Below are 16,342 nucleotides of genomic sequence, written 5' to 3' on the forward strand. Positions count from 1 at the left end.
AGTTATTCGAGTCCATTCTTGAATTTCCTGCAAGAAAAATCGACGACTTTCGGTAAAATTTCTTCAATTGTTTGGGACGTAACATCAAACCATTCTGCCTGACTTTTATTTTTAAACCAAGTGAGTTGTCTTTTTGCATATTGACGCGATCGAGTTTTAATTTGCTCAATCGCTTGTGACAATGATTGTTCTTGATTAAAGTAAGCATACAATTCTTTGTACCCAATTGCTTGAATGGCTTGACCTTTAATGCCTGCTTTATACAAAGCCTCTACTTCTTCAACAAGCCCTAGCTCCATCATACGATCTACACGCTGATTTATACGACTATAAAGAAGCTCTCTATCCATTGTTAGACCAATTAACGCACTATGAAAACGAGGCACCGATTGTTCTTCCTCCCTTTCAGAAAAACGACAACCTGTAGTGTGAAGGACTTCTAAAGCACGGATGACACGTCGTTCATTGTGAGGATGAATGGATTCAGCTGCTTTTGGGTCCTTCTCTACAAGTAGCTGAAATAGAGCAGTCCCTCCCTGTTTTTTAGCGAATGTTTCAAGCTCTTGTCTATATGCTGGATCACTTTCGGCTTTAGAGAACGATAAGTGATGGGTAATAGCTTGGACGTACAAACCTGTACCGCCAACCATGATTGGCATTTTGTCTTTGGCCTTTACATTCGAGATTGCTGCTAGTGCACGGTCTTGAAAGCTCGAAACTGTCCATGGCTCCGTTGGGTGCAGCATATCAATTAAATGGTGAGGTACACGTGCTCTCTCTGCATCAGTTGGCTTCGCCGTTCCAATCGTCATACCCTGATACACTTGCATAGAATCAGCATTAATGATTTCACCTTGTAACGTCTCGGCTAAACGAATACTTAATTCGGTTTTTCCGACTGCGGTTGGCCCAACAACTGCAATTAATGGCTCTTTATTCAATAAAATACTTCCTTCCACTCTCTCATTCATCGATTAATAATCCCATATTGAAACGATGCATTTGCTCGTTTTTCTACTGAAAAACCGAACGTTGCAAACAAATCACTTTTCGTGTGGTTTTTTAAAACGACTTTTTTTCGCGCAACTCGTTTTGCTTCTTCAACCATAGTGGCTGTTAACGATTGGTAGGATGCAAATTGTTTTAGCCCTGCTATACCAGGAGAGTGTAAACGAACATCAAACATCGGATCAAAGTAAACAACATCCACACTTTTAGACTCGCTATTTTGCAAATAAGAGAGATTATCTGTATTCGTGACGTTTATCTGCCTTAGAGCATCGTTAAAACGATCATCGCCTCCACGCCAATTTGCAAGACCATGACCGACGACAAATGCTACATAAGGATTGGCTTCTAATCCAACAACCTTTCCGTTGTGACCGACTGCCAATTGTGCCATTGTAGCATCTGCTCCCATACCGAGTGTAGCATCAATAAAGGTGTCTCCTGGATGTAACTCTGTTGCGGCTAGAAAAGGATCATTGCCTGAGTTTCGCCATTGTTTGTAGCGTAGAAAAGCACCATTCGGGTGATAATAAAACGGCTCGGCCCCTTGTTGTTTATGCAAAATTAGTTTGTCTTTCGCAACAATTAACAAGGGCTGTTCACCAAATTCTAAGTAAAAATCTTCGATGGCGCGATCATCTCGATCAATAAACGTACCGTTAAGTGATGTTAAATAAGACATCGCTTCCTCTTTTAAACGATCCACTTGCTTTCTTGCTGTTGTTACAATCACGTTTGTTTGCCCCTTACATTACACGTTTAAACATTTTTTCTAGTTCATAGGTGGAGAAATGAATCAAAATCGGACGACCATGTGGACATGTATAAGGCTCTTCACATCGTCTTAATGTTTCCAACAGTTCAAATATCTCATCATGCCGCAAATGCCGATTCGCTTTAATTGCCGCTTTGCAGCTCATTAAAATAGCTGCTTCTTCACGTAACCGGTACAAGTCAATTCGTTTAGTCCCAAGCAACTGGTCTATAATTTCCCGAATAGACGACTCTTCTTCTCCCTTTGGAAACCAGGTTGGGTGGGACCGCACAACATACGTATGATGACCAAATGGCTCAAGGGATAACCCTACCGCTTCTAATTTCTCTTGTGATTCTTGAATCATAGCTGCTTCTCTGGCGGTAAATTCAAGTGTCAGTGGTACGAGTAAATCTTGTAACGTTGGCGATGGCTCACTTAGTTTTTTACGAAAATATTCATATTTAATCCGTTCCTGTGCGGCATGTTGATCTATTAAGTACATCCCCTTATCGTTTTGTGCAACGATGTAGGTTCCATGCATTTGTCCAACTGGGTACAAAGGCGGAATGGTTGACGCATTGATTGTTTTTTCAGGTACATCTTGATTGACTTCAGATTGAACCACTGGCGTTGCTTCAAGCAATTGCTCCTTTTCAGCTTGACCTTCCTTTTGTTGATGGAAGTGCTGTTCTGGCATCGCAACTGGTTCCTCAGTCTTGGCAGTCGTTCTCAGCGAAGCAACATGACTCGACGGTTTCTCTTTATACGAATCAGTTTCTTCATGAACCGCTGCATGTGTTTCCTGTGGCACTTCTGCTCGGTCTTGGTAGCGTAAGGAAAATGCCAGTTGTTGTGACGTTTGCTTCTCGACTACCGGCTTTGGTGATTGTGGAATTAATGTTTCCTGTGAAAATACTTCTTTAATTGCAGTCGTCATTACGTCGCCAAGTGCCTCTTCTTTACTGAGCCGCACTTCAAGCTTCGATGGGTGTACGTTCACATCAATTAATGTTGGGTCCATTTCAATTTTCACTATTGCTAATGGATAACGGCCAATCGGCAACAACGTATGAAATCCTTGTTGGATGGCTTGCGCCAACTTATAGTTACGAATATAGCGCCCATTAATAAAGATGGACATGTATTGTCGACTCGCTCGAGTTAGTTCTGGCTTAGCCACATAACCAGACACTGTATAATCAAGGGACTTCCCTTCAATCGGCACCATCATTGAAGCAGTTTGACGACCATACACTTCAGCCACAACTTGTAAGAGTCGGTCGTTTCCAGTTGTGTTTAAAATCGTTTTCCCATCACTTGTGTAGTGAAAAGAAATAGCAGGGTAGGCCAACGCCATTCGATTGACAACATCACTTACATGACCAGATTCAGTCAATTTTGTTTTTAAATACTTTAATCGTGCCGGTGTATTATAAAATAAATCTTTAATAACGATGCTTGTCCCTTTTTTCGCACTCGATGGCTGTCGTTGAATCACTTCACCCCCGTGTAAGGTTAACTCTACTCCTTGTGTTCCCGTACTAGTTTGCACGGTTAGAGTCGATACCGACGCAATACTTGGCAAAGCCTCTCCTCGAAAGCCTAGCGTACGAATGGAAAACAAGTCGCGATCGTTTTGTATTTTTGAAGTGGCATGGCGTAAAAATGCCGTCTCCACTTGATCTGAAGGAATGCCATGTCCATTATCAACAATACGGATCGATTCCATACCGCCCTCTACAATTTCAATCAAAATGTCCGTTGCACCCGCATCAATAGCATTTTCTATTAGTTCTTTCACAATAGAGGCAGGACGTTCAACCACTTCCCCAGCGGCTATTTTATTTGATAAAGAATCATGTAACTGGCGAATGACTTTCACTGCACACACCTCATTTCTTTCTTAACTGCATTTGCCAGTCGTTCACCTTTTTGATGACGTCAAATGGTGTGACGTGCAACAAATCTAATTCCTGTAACGCCTTTAAAACGCTTTGTTCTTTTTTTGTTTTGCCATCCTTTTTCTCTTCTTTTATTTGAAACAAACTTAATTGCTCGGCCTCTTCGTAAGTGGCAGCCACTTCTTCGTGAGTGACTGTGTGCTGTTGTGTAGCATTTGTTGGTTTTGCTTCAAACGTCAGCAACAATTCATTTGCTCGTTTTGTTACAGAATCAGGTAAGCCAGCCAGTTCTGCAACGTATACGCCATAACTACGATCGGCTGCACCTTCAATAATTTGATGTAAAAACACGACTGTACCGTCTTCTTCAGCAGCAGAAACATGGACGTTTCGTAATGTTGGAATGGATTTTGCCAGGTCCGTCAACTCGTGATAATGAGTGGAGAACAACGTCTTTGCACCAATAGATTCATGGATGTATTCGATAATAGCCTGTGCTAAAGCCATCCCGTCATACGTTGATGTTCCACGACCAATTTCATCTAGTATAATCAGGCTATTTGCTGTCGCCTTTGTTAAGGCATCCTTTGTTTCCATCATTTCGACCATAAATGTACTTTGCCCACTCGCTAAGTCATCTGCGGCACCAATTCTCGTAAAGATCCGATCAAAAATTGGCATCGTTGCTTTCTTCGCAGGTACAAAACTTCCAATTTGAGTTAGGATAGCGCTAAGTGCAAGCTGACGCATATAAGTAGATTTACCACCCATATTCGGTCCAGTGATAAGCAACATATCTCGCTCATCTGTTAAATCAATATCATTTTCAACATATGTTCCCCGCTGAATCACGGTTTCAACCACTGGGTGCCTGCCTTGAATGATATCAATTTGACGTGTTTCCGTTACATTTGGTTTTACGTATTGTTGTTTTTCGGCTACCATCGCAAAGCTTGCAAGTACATCCATTTCACTAATTTCTGTAGCCAGTTTTTGCAAAGATGGTACATACTCTTGCACAATTGTACGAATATCGATAAACAATTGATATTCTAGTTCTGTAAGCGATTCTTCTGCCTCTAGTATTAATGCTTCTTTCTCTTTAAGTTCAGGCGTAATATAGCGTTCTGCGTTTGTTAACGTTTGCTTACGCTCATACCTTCCTTCTGGTAATAGGTGGGTATTCGCTCGTGACACTTCAATATAGTAGCCAAAGACTTTGTTATAACCGACTTTTAATGAGCGAATTCCAGTAAATTCTCGTTCTTGTTGTTCCAGTTGTGCAATCCACTGTTTTCCATTTTTACTCGCATCACGGTAGCGATCAAGCTCTTCATTATAGCCATCAATAAGAATGCCGCCATCGGTTAGCGAAATTGGCGGGTCTTCCACTATACTGTTCGTTAATAACTGAACAAGAGTTTCATATGTTTCAATAGATTGTAGCCAATTTTTATTAATCGCTAAACTGTCTAATTGGGCTTTTATATCAGGTAGCTTTTTTAAAGATCGCTTAAGCTGTACAAGTTCTCTCGCGTTTACACTTCCATAGGCAATACGAGCAGCTAAACGCTCTATATCATACACTTCTTTTAATAAGTCCCTTAGCGCTTCCCGTTCAAAAAAAGCATGATAAAATTGCTCAACAATCTCTTGGCGCTCTCGGATTGCTCTAGGTCGCACAAGTGGTCGGTCCATCCATTGTCGCATTAAGCGCCCCCCCATGGACGTAACCGTTTGATCAATAACAGACAAGAGCGATCCTTGCTTTTTCTTTTCTCTCAACGTTTCCACTAGTTCTAAATTTCGTTTTGCGTGAATATCCAATTTCAAATAATCATCTGTTGATAGGAATGTAGCTTGTTGAAGATGGTGCAAAGATTGCTTCTGGGTTTCTACTAAATAATGAAGTAACCGATAGTATGCTTTCTGTAAAACAGGATGGTCAATGTTCGTAAGCAGATGTTGATATTCATCTAGTGGCTCTTCATACTGCCGATAAGAAATGAGCATAGAACGATTATGAGCGAAAGAAGCATTCAACAGTTCTTCCACTTCAAAAGGCGCAACAACTTCCTTAGAGCGACTTGTAGCAATCTCATCTAATAAATCATCCAACGTACCATTAATAAGCGTGACATCACTTTCTCCAGTCGATAAATCACATCGAGCTACTCCAAACGTATCGTCTGCAACTGCAATCGCAACTAAAAAATTATTTTCTCTTTCTGATAATAGCTTGCTGTTCATGAGTGTTCCAGGGGTTAATAATTTTGTCACTTCGCGTTTAACGACGCCTTTAACCATTTTAGGGTCTTCTACTTGCTCACAAATGGCAACTTTGTAGCCTTTATCAATTAATTGGGTCATATAATTATCAGCTGAATGATGCGGGACACCGCACATCGGGATACGATCTTCTCCTTGACCTCTACCTGTTAGGGTAATTTCTAATTCTTTCGCTGCTGTCTGAGCATCTTCATAGAACATTTCATAGAAGTCACCTAATCTAAAAAAGAGAATCGCATCTTGGTAGTGTTCTTTTATCTCTAAGTATTGCTTCATCATTGGCGTCATTCTATACGTGCCTCCGTTAATCCTAAAATCTTACGTCATTATATCATAGTAAAGGGTCTCCCTTCATTCAAGAAAAAAAAAGCCAGCTGTATCATGCAGCTCGGCTTAGGATTTATCAACTTCTTCTTGTAAAAAATTCGGATCAATTTGTTCATAATCATCATCAGATAAGTCACTGCCTAAAGCATCTAGTGGATACTCTTCAATCACTCCCTCTGGATTCACTGCAACAGCTACTTTTGTCTCTCCAATACACTCTACTACAAACTCTCGCTCTACTTGAACATCTACGGAATGACCATTTTCACTAATGACTGCTTCTAATGTGTTTGGTTGTTGGACAGCTTTTGCAACAACATCAAGCTCCTCAGAAATGACATTCTCATCTTTCATCGATAAAGGAACAATATCCGTGTAAGATACGGTTTGAGTCGCTACCTCTGTTTTTGTATTGTTTCCATATGAATACCAGACGTTAATATCGTACGTTCCGCTTACTTCAATGTTGTCTCCACGTTTCTTTGCACTATACGTATGATTAATGATCCAGCACCCTAAAATACTTGAAGGACGCTCTGTCGGTCGAATATGATGAGTGGCTTCAGAGAATTTCCGTCCTTTTCCACAGACCGCTTTCGTAATAATTTCACGATAACTTGATGAACTTCTTGGATCTGCCATCTTGTTCCCTCCATTCACAATTCACCTAAAGCCTATGCAGTCAGCACTCTTTATCCGTTCTGCGTGGCTTTAGATACACGCTTCTCTATTAAGCTATGTGCACCATGACTTGTTTAGACCAGCAAAAAACACCCTAATAAAAATTATTAGGGTGTTCCTAGGTTAGCACTGATGAAAGGGGCTTTTCGTCGTTGTGCCACGCATAACATCTCCGTCCATTGAACGAACAATCTCATCTGTCACACGTTTGGAAACGGTGTTGGTTATCACTTGTAGTAGTTCATTTACTTCAATTTGGCTACGTTTAAATTCTTGAACGAGCGGAATTTCATCAATTTGATTGTGAAGCTCATCAATTTTTGCTTCTACTTCTTTCATTGCTTCTAATTTACCGTAATGACGTAAATTAACAGCTTCCTTTTGGTGCTTTTTAATCTCAGCGATCATTTCTTGCACACGCAAATGCTCATTGATTTTCTTTTCTGCTCGTTTAAAGAAATCAACCTCTTCTGTTTGTGCAAGCATCGTTGCCAGTTCTTTTGCTTTTTCCCGAATGTCTTTTCGTGTATACAGTGTGCTCATTACACACGCACCTCCGCTGTTTCAATCATTTTTCCATTAAGAGACCATGTTTTAGCCTCTGTTACTTGAATATAGACAATCTCACCAATAACAGATTTAGGACCAACAAAGTTTACTAATCGATTTGTTCGCGTTCTTCCAGCTAATACATCAGGGTTTTTCTTACTTTCGCCCTCTACAAGAACTTCAACTACTTGATCTTGATAATCTAAGTTTCGTTTCTCAGATATGCTGTTTACAAGAGCATTTAAACGCGCGAGACGTTTCTTTTTCGTTTCCATCGGTACATTATCTTCCATTCGTGCAGCAGGCGTACCTTCACGAGGAGAATAAATATACGTAAAGGCTGCATCAAACTGCATCTCTTCGACTAATGTCAGCATGTCCTCAAATTGTTCGTCTGTTTCATTTGGGAACCCAACAATTAAATCTGTTGTGAACGAAGCATTCGGAATGGCTTTTTTAATTTTGCTTGCAAGGGTCACATATTGCTCTCGTGAGTACTTTCTTCCCATTAGTTTTAAAATCTCTGTATTGCCGTGTTGAACTGGTAGGTGAATATGTTCAACTAAGTTTCCACCTTGAGCTAAAACCTCAATTAAATGATCGTCAAAGTCTCTTGGATGGCTTGTCGTAAACCGAACCCGAGGTATATCGATTTTATGGATCGCATCCATAAGTTCTCCAAGACCACCGTAGTCACCAGGAAGATCTTTGCCGTAAGCGTTCACGTTTTGCCCTAGTAATGTTACTTCTTTGTATCCTTGGCGAGCTAAGTCACGTACTTCGTTTATAATATCCTCTGGCAAACGACTTCGTTCTTTTCCTCGTGTATAAGGCACAATACAGTACGTACAAAATTTATCGCACCCGTACATAATGTTTACCCAAGCTTGCGTTTTATTTTGCCGTTTTCGCGGCATATTTTCCACAACGTCGCCTTCTTTTGACCATACTTCAACGACCATTTCTTTTCCAAAAATGGCTCCTTGTAGAAGAGTAGGCAAGCGGTGAATGTTATGCGTACCAAAAATCAAATCAATGTGCTGATGTTTCTGAAGAATGCGACTGACAACCGATTCTTCTTGTGACATACAACCACAAACACCAATTATAAGCTCAGGTTTCTCTAATTTTAACGGCTTTAAATGACCAATCTCTCCAAACACTTTGTTTTCAGCGTTCTCACGAATGGCACATGTGTTAAGAAGAATAACATCCGCTTCAGTCGTTTCAGTTGTCTCTTCAAAGCCCATTTCCAACAGCATTCCTGACATATTCTCTGAATCGTGTACATTCATTTGGCAACCGTATGTACGAATCAGAAATTTCTTCCCTTTTCCGAGATTCGCCAGCTCAGATGGCACAATGTGATCCGGTCGAATCACTTGAACCTCTTCACGCTTTCGTTTACGACCAGAGCGATAGTTCGGTTGATCATAAATTGTAATGTCTCTACCTTTTATTTTAACTACCTTTTTTTCATCATCTTCTGATATAATCCGTGCATCACTAAAATCAAAGTAATGGCTGTAATCTTTCGCCTTCTTTTGATCAGACATTTCTATTGCTCTCCTTTCGTGCCAACAATCCATTCCCTCCATATTATACGTGGCAAAGCGGTAGAACACAATGACAACCGTTCTTTTCCTTTTCAATCGCGCTTCATGCGCATAATTTCGTTTAATGAATCATTGATTAATAGTAATCGTGCACACATCATTGGAGGGATCTACGATGATAACCATTCAAGAGAAACCGTTAAATACATCTTCTTTACCAGCTTTATCCCAAGTCGAAACGGCTATTATTCAAAGTTTGGCTAGTCAAAGCGTCTCATACAATTATGCATCTTTACAAGAATTAAGTTTCGAAGTTGCGTTACGAAAACATACGATTCAAGCTTCTATTGGCTTGTTGCAAAGTGGAGCCCGTTTTGAATCATTTATGCGCTCAACTTGTAATCCTCGCTTTTGGAGACGAATGCCGAATGGGGCTTTTCAATTGAATCCTTATGTCCGCCCGTCTGACGCAATAGAGGATATCTTTCAAAATGGGCAGCTATATGGCTTTGAGTGTGCAACCGCCATAATTATTATTTTTTATAAAGCAGTAAAAGACTCCATTGATCAACGATCCTTTGATCAATTGTTTCAGCAACTCTACCTATATTCATGGGAGCATGATGAAGATTTGCAGTTAGAAACACGAGCAGGAACAGACTATGTAATCGGAGATTGTCTTTATTTTGATAACCCTGATTTTGCACCTCAGCACTCAGTGTGGCGTGGAGAAAATGTTATAAAGCTCAATGAAAATCTCTATTACGGTCACGGCATTGCTATTCGTTCATCTGAAGAAATCATCTATCATTTAAATCGTATGCGACGTCCTGGTGCGACTACCGAGGCTCATTTACTTCCTCAAGTAACACGGTTAAACTTTACTTTTGTGCGTACCTTTTCAAGCAGTGGCTATACACCACGAACGTCTCTTGATTCTGCCATTACGATCCAAACAAACCATCAAACAAGATTATCTTAAAAAAAGAGAGGAGATGTCATGGACACCTCCTCTCTTTTTAACGCGGTTCAATAATAAGCTTAATAGCTGTTCGCTCTTCCCCTTCAATCTCTATATCCGTGAATGCCGGAATACAAACGAGATCAATCCCACTCGGGGCAACAAATCCTCTTGCAATGGCAACTGCTTTTATAGACTGATTGAGTGCGCCTGCACCAATCGCTTGAATCTCTGCGGCACCTCGCTCACGAATAACGCCTGCCAAAGCTCCTGCTACTGAATTTGGTGTCGATTTTGCTGATACTTTTAACACTTCCATTTCTACCCCTCCTTAAGCAAATAACAGTTCGATCAATTCAAAATCGAATGGATGATGTCTAACAGGCTGTCTGCCTTATTACATCTATATTTGCTTAGAGGGACAGATATGCCTTAATAAATGGTTTGTTCGTCCGTTCGTGTAATTCTCTTAATGCTCGTTGCATTCATCGTCTTATCGTTAATAGCAATGATGCATGCATTTAACTGTCTTTTACCTTCTGCGACCTCAAAGCGAACCGGCATACTCGTTAGAAATTTATGCAGGACAGCGTGACGATCCATCCCTAAAATTCCATCAAGAGGGCCTGTCATACCAACATCTGATAAATAGGCCGTCCCTTGAGGAAGAATCCGTTCATCAGCCGTTTGGACATGCGTATGTGTCCCGATTACAGCACTTACACGACCATCTAAATACCAACCCATCGCTTGTTTTTCACTCGTTGTTTCAGCATGAAAATCGACAAAAATAACATCAGCTTCACCATTGATTGCAGCTAAAATGTCATCCACTTTCTTAAATGGACAATCAACCGGGTTCATAAACGTTCGTCCAAGTAAATTAATTACAGCCAGCTTAACTTGATTAATTTGAATGATTCGATAGCCAACACCTGGTGTTCCTTCAGGATAGTTTGCTGGACGAACGAGAGCCGTTGCATCATCTATAAACGAAAAGATCTCTTTCTTATCCCAAGAATGATTTCCGAGTGTCACAACCTGGGCTCCTTCAGCTAAAAACCCTTTATAAATTTTCTCTGTAATCCCTTTTCCATGGGCTGCATTTTCGCCATTTATAATTGTCACTGTCGGTCGATGCTCTTGCTTTAACCCTTTTATATGTTCAGTGATCATCTCTCTACCAGGAGAACCAACAACATCACCAATAAATAAAATCTTCAAAAAACCCCTACTTTCCTTTTGATTTCCAAAAAAATAAAGTGGCTTTCGCCACTTTATTTAGCATATTCAACTGCGCGAGTTTCACGAATGACGGTCACACGAATGTGTCCTGGATAATCTAGCTCTTGCTCAATCTTCTTCGTAATGTCCCTAGCAAGACTGTGAGCTAGCGCGTCATCCACCACATCAGGTCTTACCATAATGCGTACCTCTCGACCGGCTTGGATGGCAAACGTCTTCTCAACACCATCGAATGATTCAGAGATCTCTTCTAGCTTCTCTAATCTTCGAATATATGTTTCAAGGGTTTCGCGTCTAGCGCCAGGTCGAGCAGCTGACAATGCATCTGCTGCTGCAACAAGCGTAGAAATAATGGATGTCGCTTCTACATCGCCGTGGTGGGAAGCAATCGCGTTGATCACAACTGGATGCTCCTTGTACTTCGTTCCAAGCTCAACACCAATTTCAACATGGCTTCCTTCCACTTCATGATCAATAGCTTTCCCAATGTCGTGCAATAAACCAGCACGCTTCGCTAATTTAACATCCTCACCAAGTTCAGCGGCCATTAAGCCGGTTAAATGAGCGACTTCCATTGAATGTTTTAAGACATTTTGACCATAGCTTGTGCGGAAACGAAGTCGACCTAAAATCTTTATTAAATCAGGATGAAGACCATGAACGCCTACTTCAAATGTTGTTTGTTCCCCATACTCGCGAATCGTTTCATCGACTTCTCTTCTTGATTTATCGACCATTTCTTCAATTCGAGCTGGATGAATTCGACCGTCTTGCACAAGCTTCTCTAACGCAGATCGTGCAATTTCACGACGAATTGGATCAAAGCCAGAAAGAATAACCGCTTCCGGTGTATCATCAATAATTAAATCAATACCCGTTAACGTCTCAAGAGCTCGAATGTTACGACCTTCGCGTCCGATAATGCGGCCTTTCATTTCGTCGTTCGGCAAATTCACTACTGAAACTGTTGTTTCGGCAACATGATCTGCTGAGCAACGTTGAATAGCGAGAGAAAGAATTTCTTTCGATCGCTTGTCCGCCGTTTCTTTTGCTTCAGCTAACTTCTCTTTAATGAGAAGTGCTGATTCTTGAGCTACTTCTTGCTCAACTTCTTGGCGTATGATCATTCGTGCTTCTTCTCGGCTTAAGCCAGACACCCGCTCTAATTCTTGTTTTTGGTCCAGCAGCAGCTGGCTCATTTTACTTTCCATCTCTTCAACTTGTCGTTGTTTTTTGGCGAGAGATTCCTCCCGTTTTTCTAATGACTCTTCTTTCTTATCGAGAGTTTCACTTTTCCGATCTAGAATCTCTTCTTTTTGAACCAAACGATGCTCTTGTTTCTGAATCTCATTTCTTCGCTCACGTACGTCGCGTTCTGCATCACTTCTTAGCTTGTGAACCTCGTCTTTCACTTCGAGAATCGCTTCTTTTTTGTTCGTTTCTGCTTCACGCGTCGCATCATCAATAATTTGCTTTGCTGCTTGCTCCGCACTTGAAATTTTCCGTTCAGCGATTGATTTTCGAACAAGATATCCAACAACTGCAAAAACTACAGAGAAAGCAAGTACAATGAGGCTTAGAACCAAGAGATTTAATTCAATGCTTGGCATCGTTACACCTCCCTTGCTATCCAATTGTTGGTTTAAATGTTTCACATTTGTTAATCAATAATGAATATATTCATAAAAATTCAACCTTGATACATTGTGTATCATCCATTATTTTACGCTTCACATCTTTTAATGTCAAGGGCTCGTCGCTTCTTCTACTTGGCTGATTCCATCCCGAATGGTAACGATAAATGCTTTATCTCCTGATTCCGTTAAATGATGGTTGTGTGTAATCATAAGTATCTGTCGATCAAACATTGTCGCAAGGGACTTTAAAAACTCATATAAATAATGTGTATATTCACCTGACACATGTTTCCCCGGCTCATCTAAGAGTATCGGACCTGATTGCTTTGGTTGAGTTGTTTCCATTAATGCGACACGTAAAGCAAGAGTGACAATGTCTACAACCCCACCCCCTCTAGCGTCTTGAGGTTTCGTTTTTATTTTCATACCATCGAAATTAGAGACAACAAACATTTCTGCCACCGCTCGATTACCGTGTTCTTCAAGTTCAATTTCAAAAGCAATCATTGGCCCAAATACATATTGAAGTGCGTTCGTTACTAATGTTTCCATTTGTTGTTTTGCTTGCTTTCGTGCATACTCTGCTGATTGCTGTAAGAGAACTCTTGCCTTTTCATATGTGTCGAGGGTTTCTTCATAGTCGTTTAAAGCCGCTTTAGCTTGCTGAATGGTCTCAAGAATAACATTTCTCTTTTCATCTAAGCGCGTCCATTGATCGTTTTTCTCTCTTAATGCACGCTCAAGTGCAACAATGGATTCATGATTAGTCACGTGCCATCAATTCTTTCGGAATAAGCGACCATGCCCGTTCCATTGATTGCTCAATCTCTGTCTCTAACTTTACAATTTCATCATCTAAGTCTTCTGGTTTCACACCTAACTCTTCTAGCTCTTCAAGCAAACGTGTTTTTTGATTCTCTAATTCTTCTAGTTTCGCTTCTGCTCGATAACGCAGATCTTTTGCTTTATCAATGGCTTGCTTCATTTTATCTAAGTCTTGCTCCACTTGTTTCATGATAACTCCTCCTTCTGCTGTATTGGTTGTCCACATGTGGGACAAAGATGTAACGTGTTTAATGCTTCTGTATAACGAGCAACTTGTTCTTCTTCTTGTTGTTTGGAATGTGCTACGAACGCCGCCCCTTCTTCTAAACGCTTCTTTAAAAGAACAATTTTTTCTTGGTAGCGTGAAAGCAATTGAGTGCGTTCAAATGCTTGGGCAACACTTTCCGTTAACGGGTACGCTTGTAGAACCTTATGTGCACGTTGCTTTTTCTTCAATAACGCATTCTCTTCGTCAGTCATTCTTTGCAGCCGTTCAAAACGTTCTCGTAACTGTCGGGTTTTAAGTACTTTGTTGCGTACATCCGTTACATGTTCTTCATTAAACGATTGTAAAAAATGCGTACGCTCTAAGCGGGCGTTTAATGCTGTTATACTCTCTTTTACATATTCTTCACTCTTCTTAAACTGTTGCAATTTAAGAGTTTGAGATACATGATTTGCTAAAGCTCTCGCTAGCTGCTCAGCCTCCTCAATGGACTCTGTTTTTGTAAGCCACTTTTGACAGGTTGAAAGGTCTTTAGCAATACGTTGCCACTCTCTTTGGACAGAAGAAAGCTGGTAGCGCTTCGCTGTTAGTTGCTGTAAGTTTAAAAAAAGCACTTCCCATGTATCGAGATCTTTTATCTTGTGAATCGTTTGTTCTAGTTGACTCTTTTGACCTTTCAATTGCTTAAACTGTTCACTCAGACGCTTTAGTTCTTGAACCTTTTTTGCTTGATCCTTTACTCGTTCAAGCAAACGAAACCCTTCGTCTAATTGCTGCTTCGCTTGATCGAGAGGCTTAAATGGTTCCAACTCTTTCTCCGCTGCTTCTAATTCTTGTTCTTTCCACTTCACTCTTTGAGTTAACTGAGAAACGTCTTTAGATGTGTCACGAATAGCCATATCTAAATAATGAGCGCCACTCATTCGACCAATGGTTTTTGCTCGTATTGAACCAGTTTGTTCTAGTAGAAACGGTCCTTCTAATTGTTGGGCAATTTGCAACTGCCACTCATGATCCGCATCGATTCGAAACGGTCTCATTTGATGAGCATTTAAGACTTCTTCAGGCACAGATGAACCGAATCCTTCTAACACTAAATCCTCTTCACCCTTTTTTTTAATGATGTAGCGATTTTTTGATGATGTTCGTTCACGCACAAGTGTATGACCGTTTTCAAATTCGATTGTTACCCGTACAAAGTCCGCTCCAACTTTTAAAAAATCTGTCCCTCGTGGTTGATTAAAAAGAGCCCAGCGAATCCCTCTCAACACTGCTGTTTTCCCACTATCTGATTGTCCGACAACAACGTTTAACCCTTTTGATAAAGACAGTACTGTATCTAAATGAGATTGAAAATTTTCAAGCCGGACGGAAACCATTTTACTCAGTTTCATCACGCTCCCATCGCTCTTCTATAAGCGTCATACGTCTTAATGCTTCTTCTCTTACTTTTTCTTCCACATTAGACATAGCTGCAATTTCCCGAATAATGTCACCCATTTGTAGCGTTTCAAAATTTGCTTTTTCTTTCACTTGTTGAACAAAGGCATGGAGCTTTTCCTCTTGGTGACTCGCTTTTTCGACGTAGGATCGGTCTAAAACAGCTTCACCCTTTTGTGCTTTCAGCTGAATCTCTTTTAGTCTAATTCCAGCTTTGTCTACTTCACCAAGAATGACAGTTGGCATCCGCTCAATTTCTGTCCAATGGTTGTTTATTCGCGCAAGTGCCCCTGGGTTGCAAATAAATGTACCGTCTTTTTCCTTAATCCCAAATCCACTATGAAAATGTCCAGTGAAAATGACATCTGCAGTTGTTCCCCAAATATGATCAATTAAGGTATGAGACACTCCTTCTGGTAACGCTCTTTCAACGAGCATACTATGAACGAGGTGAATCAAATAGGTAGCATTCGTTTCATTAATAGGGTAATAATCCAGCTTTGGGTCTCGTTGATCAAGATCATAGTGGTAAGGCTGTCCAGATAGCTGAAGTCGAACACCCTCTTTTTCTACTACTACTGGTTGATCTGGGTGAATAAGAGTCATTATACCAAAAGCATCAAGTAGCCCCAGCATCGTTCGTGTTACGGTTAGAGGATTATGCCCGAATGTATCATGATTACCCGCTATTGCATAAATAGGCGCTTTAGCCTTCCTAAATAACTGCGCAAACTGACCAACTGTGCTCGGAGACAAATCAGGTCGGTCAAACACATCTCCACCATGGAGTAAAAAATCAACCTGATGCTCATTAGCTAAAGCCATTACTTGATCAATTTTATCTTTAATAGTATCAGGAAACGAATCTAAACGATTTTTCGGAGTTGTTCCACGTATATGGGTATCAGTAAAGTAGAGGAATGATATCATATTCTATCCT

At 40.6% G+C, this 16,342-nt stretch carries 15 protein-coding genes; 1 reads left to right on the top strand and 14 read right to left on the bottom strand.

Annotated elements, in window-relative coordinates:
- Nucleotides 1-2 precede the first annotated feature (2 nt).
- The 7 genes from miaA to miaB all read right to left on the bottom strand — a co-directional run bounded on the left by miaA (nucleotide 3) and on the right by miaB (nucleotide 9,068).
- Nucleotides 3-971: a tRNA (adenosine(37)-N6)-dimethylallyltransferase MiaA gene (gene miaA, locus E2L03_RS01415; protein ID WP_241741923.1), complete on the bottom strand. Its 969-nt coding sequence runs from the start codon at nucleotides 969-971 to the stop codon at nucleotides 3-5.
- Nucleotides 968-1,741: a class I SAM-dependent methyltransferase gene (locus E2L03_RS01420; RefSeq protein WP_095150365.1), complete on the bottom strand. Its 774-nt coding sequence runs from the start codon at nucleotides 1,739-1,741 to the stop codon at nucleotides 968-970. Before E2L03_RS01420 ends, miaA begins: the two co-directional genes overlap by 4 nt.
- Nucleotides 1,742-1,754: 13 nt before the next feature.
- Nucleotides 1,755-3,647, bottom strand: coding sequence for a DNA mismatch repair endonuclease MutL (gene mutL, locus E2L03_RS01425; RefSeq protein WP_134258475.1), 1,893 nt, complete (start codon nucleotides 3,645-3,647; stop codon nucleotides 1,755-1,757).
- A gap of 10 nt (nucleotides 3,648-3,657) precedes the next feature.
- Nucleotides 3,658-6,243, bottom strand: coding sequence for a DNA mismatch repair protein MutS (gene mutS / locus E2L03_RS01430; RefSeq protein WP_095150367.1), 2,586 nt, complete (start codon nucleotides 6,241-6,243; stop codon nucleotides 3,658-3,660).
- Between the two features lie 105 nt (nucleotides 6,244-6,348).
- A complete protein-coding gene (locus tag E2L03_RS01435) occupies nucleotides 6,349-6,924 on the bottom strand; it encodes an outer spore coat protein CotE (RefSeq protein ID WP_038480571.1) in 576 nt (191 codons plus the stop codon).
- 162 nt (nucleotides 6,925-7,086) lie between these two features.
- Entirely contained in the window at nucleotides 7,087-7,506 is a 420-nt protein-coding gene (locus E2L03_RS01440; RefSeq protein WP_038480574.1) for a YlbF/YmcA family competence regulator, read from the bottom strand.
- Nucleotides 7,506-9,068: a tRNA (N6-isopentenyl adenosine(37)-C2)-methylthiotransferase MiaB gene (gene miaB, locus E2L03_RS01445; RefSeq protein WP_038480577.1), complete on the bottom strand. Its 1,563-nt coding sequence runs from the start codon at nucleotides 9,066-9,068 to the stop codon at nucleotides 7,506-7,508. The genes E2L03_RS01440 and miaB overlap by 1 nt, the downstream gene beginning before the upstream one ends.
- Before the next feature lie 175 nt (nucleotides 9,069-9,243).
- Here miaB and E2L03_RS01450 point away from each other — a divergent pair, with 175 nt between their 5' ends.
- Nucleotides 9,244-10,050 (top strand): protein-glutamine gamma-glutamyltransferase, encoded by an 807-nt coding sequence (locus E2L03_RS01450; RefSeq protein ID WP_134258476.1) that lies wholly within the window; start codon nucleotides 9,244-9,246, stop codon nucleotides 10,048-10,050.
- 37 nt (nucleotides 10,051-10,087) lie between these two features.
- Here the strand turns inward: E2L03_RS01450 and E2L03_RS01455 are convergent, their stop codons facing one another.
- The 7 genes from E2L03_RS01455 to E2L03_RS01485 form a co-directional block, all read right to left on the bottom strand.
- Nucleotides 10,088-10,348, bottom strand: coding sequence for a stage V sporulation protein S (locus E2L03_RS01455; RefSeq protein WP_035397283.1), 261 nt, complete (start codon nucleotides 10,346-10,348; stop codon nucleotides 10,088-10,090).
- A 113-nt stretch (nucleotides 10,349-10,461) separates the two neighbouring features.
- Nucleotides 10,462-11,253 carry a TIGR00282 family metallophosphoesterase gene (locus E2L03_RS01460; RefSeq protein ID WP_134258477.1) on the bottom strand — a complete coding sequence of 264 codons (792 nt, stop codon included), beginning with the start codon at nucleotides 11,251-11,253 and terminating at the stop codon, nucleotides 10,462-10,464.
- Between the two features lie 53 nt (nucleotides 11,254-11,306).
- Nucleotides 11,307-12,884 carry a ribonuclease Y gene (rny, locus tag E2L03_RS01465; protein WP_038480582.1) on the bottom strand — a complete coding sequence of 526 codons (1,578 nt, stop codon included), beginning with the start codon at nucleotides 12,882-12,884 and terminating at the stop codon, nucleotides 11,307-11,309.
- Nucleotides 12,885-13,019: 135 nt separating this feature from the next.
- Nucleotides 13,020-13,682, bottom strand: coding sequence for an AAA family ATPase (locus E2L03_RS01470; RefSeq protein ID WP_038480585.1), 663 nt, complete (start codon nucleotides 13,680-13,682; stop codon nucleotides 13,020-13,022).
- On the bottom strand, nucleotides 13,675-13,926 hold the full coding sequence (locus E2L03_RS01475) for a hypothetical protein (RefSeq protein WP_038480588.1): 252 nt from the start codon (nucleotides 13,924-13,926) through the stop codon (nucleotides 13,675-13,677). Before E2L03_RS01475 ends, E2L03_RS01470 begins: the two co-directional genes overlap by 8 nt.
- Nucleotides 13,923-15,356 carry an AAA family ATPase gene (locus E2L03_RS01480; protein ID WP_166740166.1) on the bottom strand — a complete coding sequence of 478 codons (1,434 nt, stop codon included), beginning with the start codon at nucleotides 15,354-15,356 and terminating at the stop codon, nucleotides 13,923-13,925. The genes E2L03_RS01475 and E2L03_RS01480 overlap by 4 nt, the downstream gene beginning before the upstream one ends.
- A complete protein-coding gene (locus tag E2L03_RS01485; RefSeq protein WP_134258479.1) occupies nucleotides 15,343-16,332 on the bottom strand; it encodes a metallophosphoesterase family protein in 990 nt (329 codons plus the stop codon). The genes E2L03_RS01480 and E2L03_RS01485 overlap by 14 nt, the downstream gene beginning before the upstream one ends.
- Between the last annotated feature and the right edge of the window lie 10 nt (nucleotides 16,333-16,342).

The sequence above is a fragment of the Shouchella oshimensis genome, assembly GCF_004375095.1.
In the GTDB taxonomy this organism is placed as follows: Bacteria; Bacillota; Bacilli; order Bacillales; family Bacillaceae_D; genus Shouchella; species Shouchella oshimensis.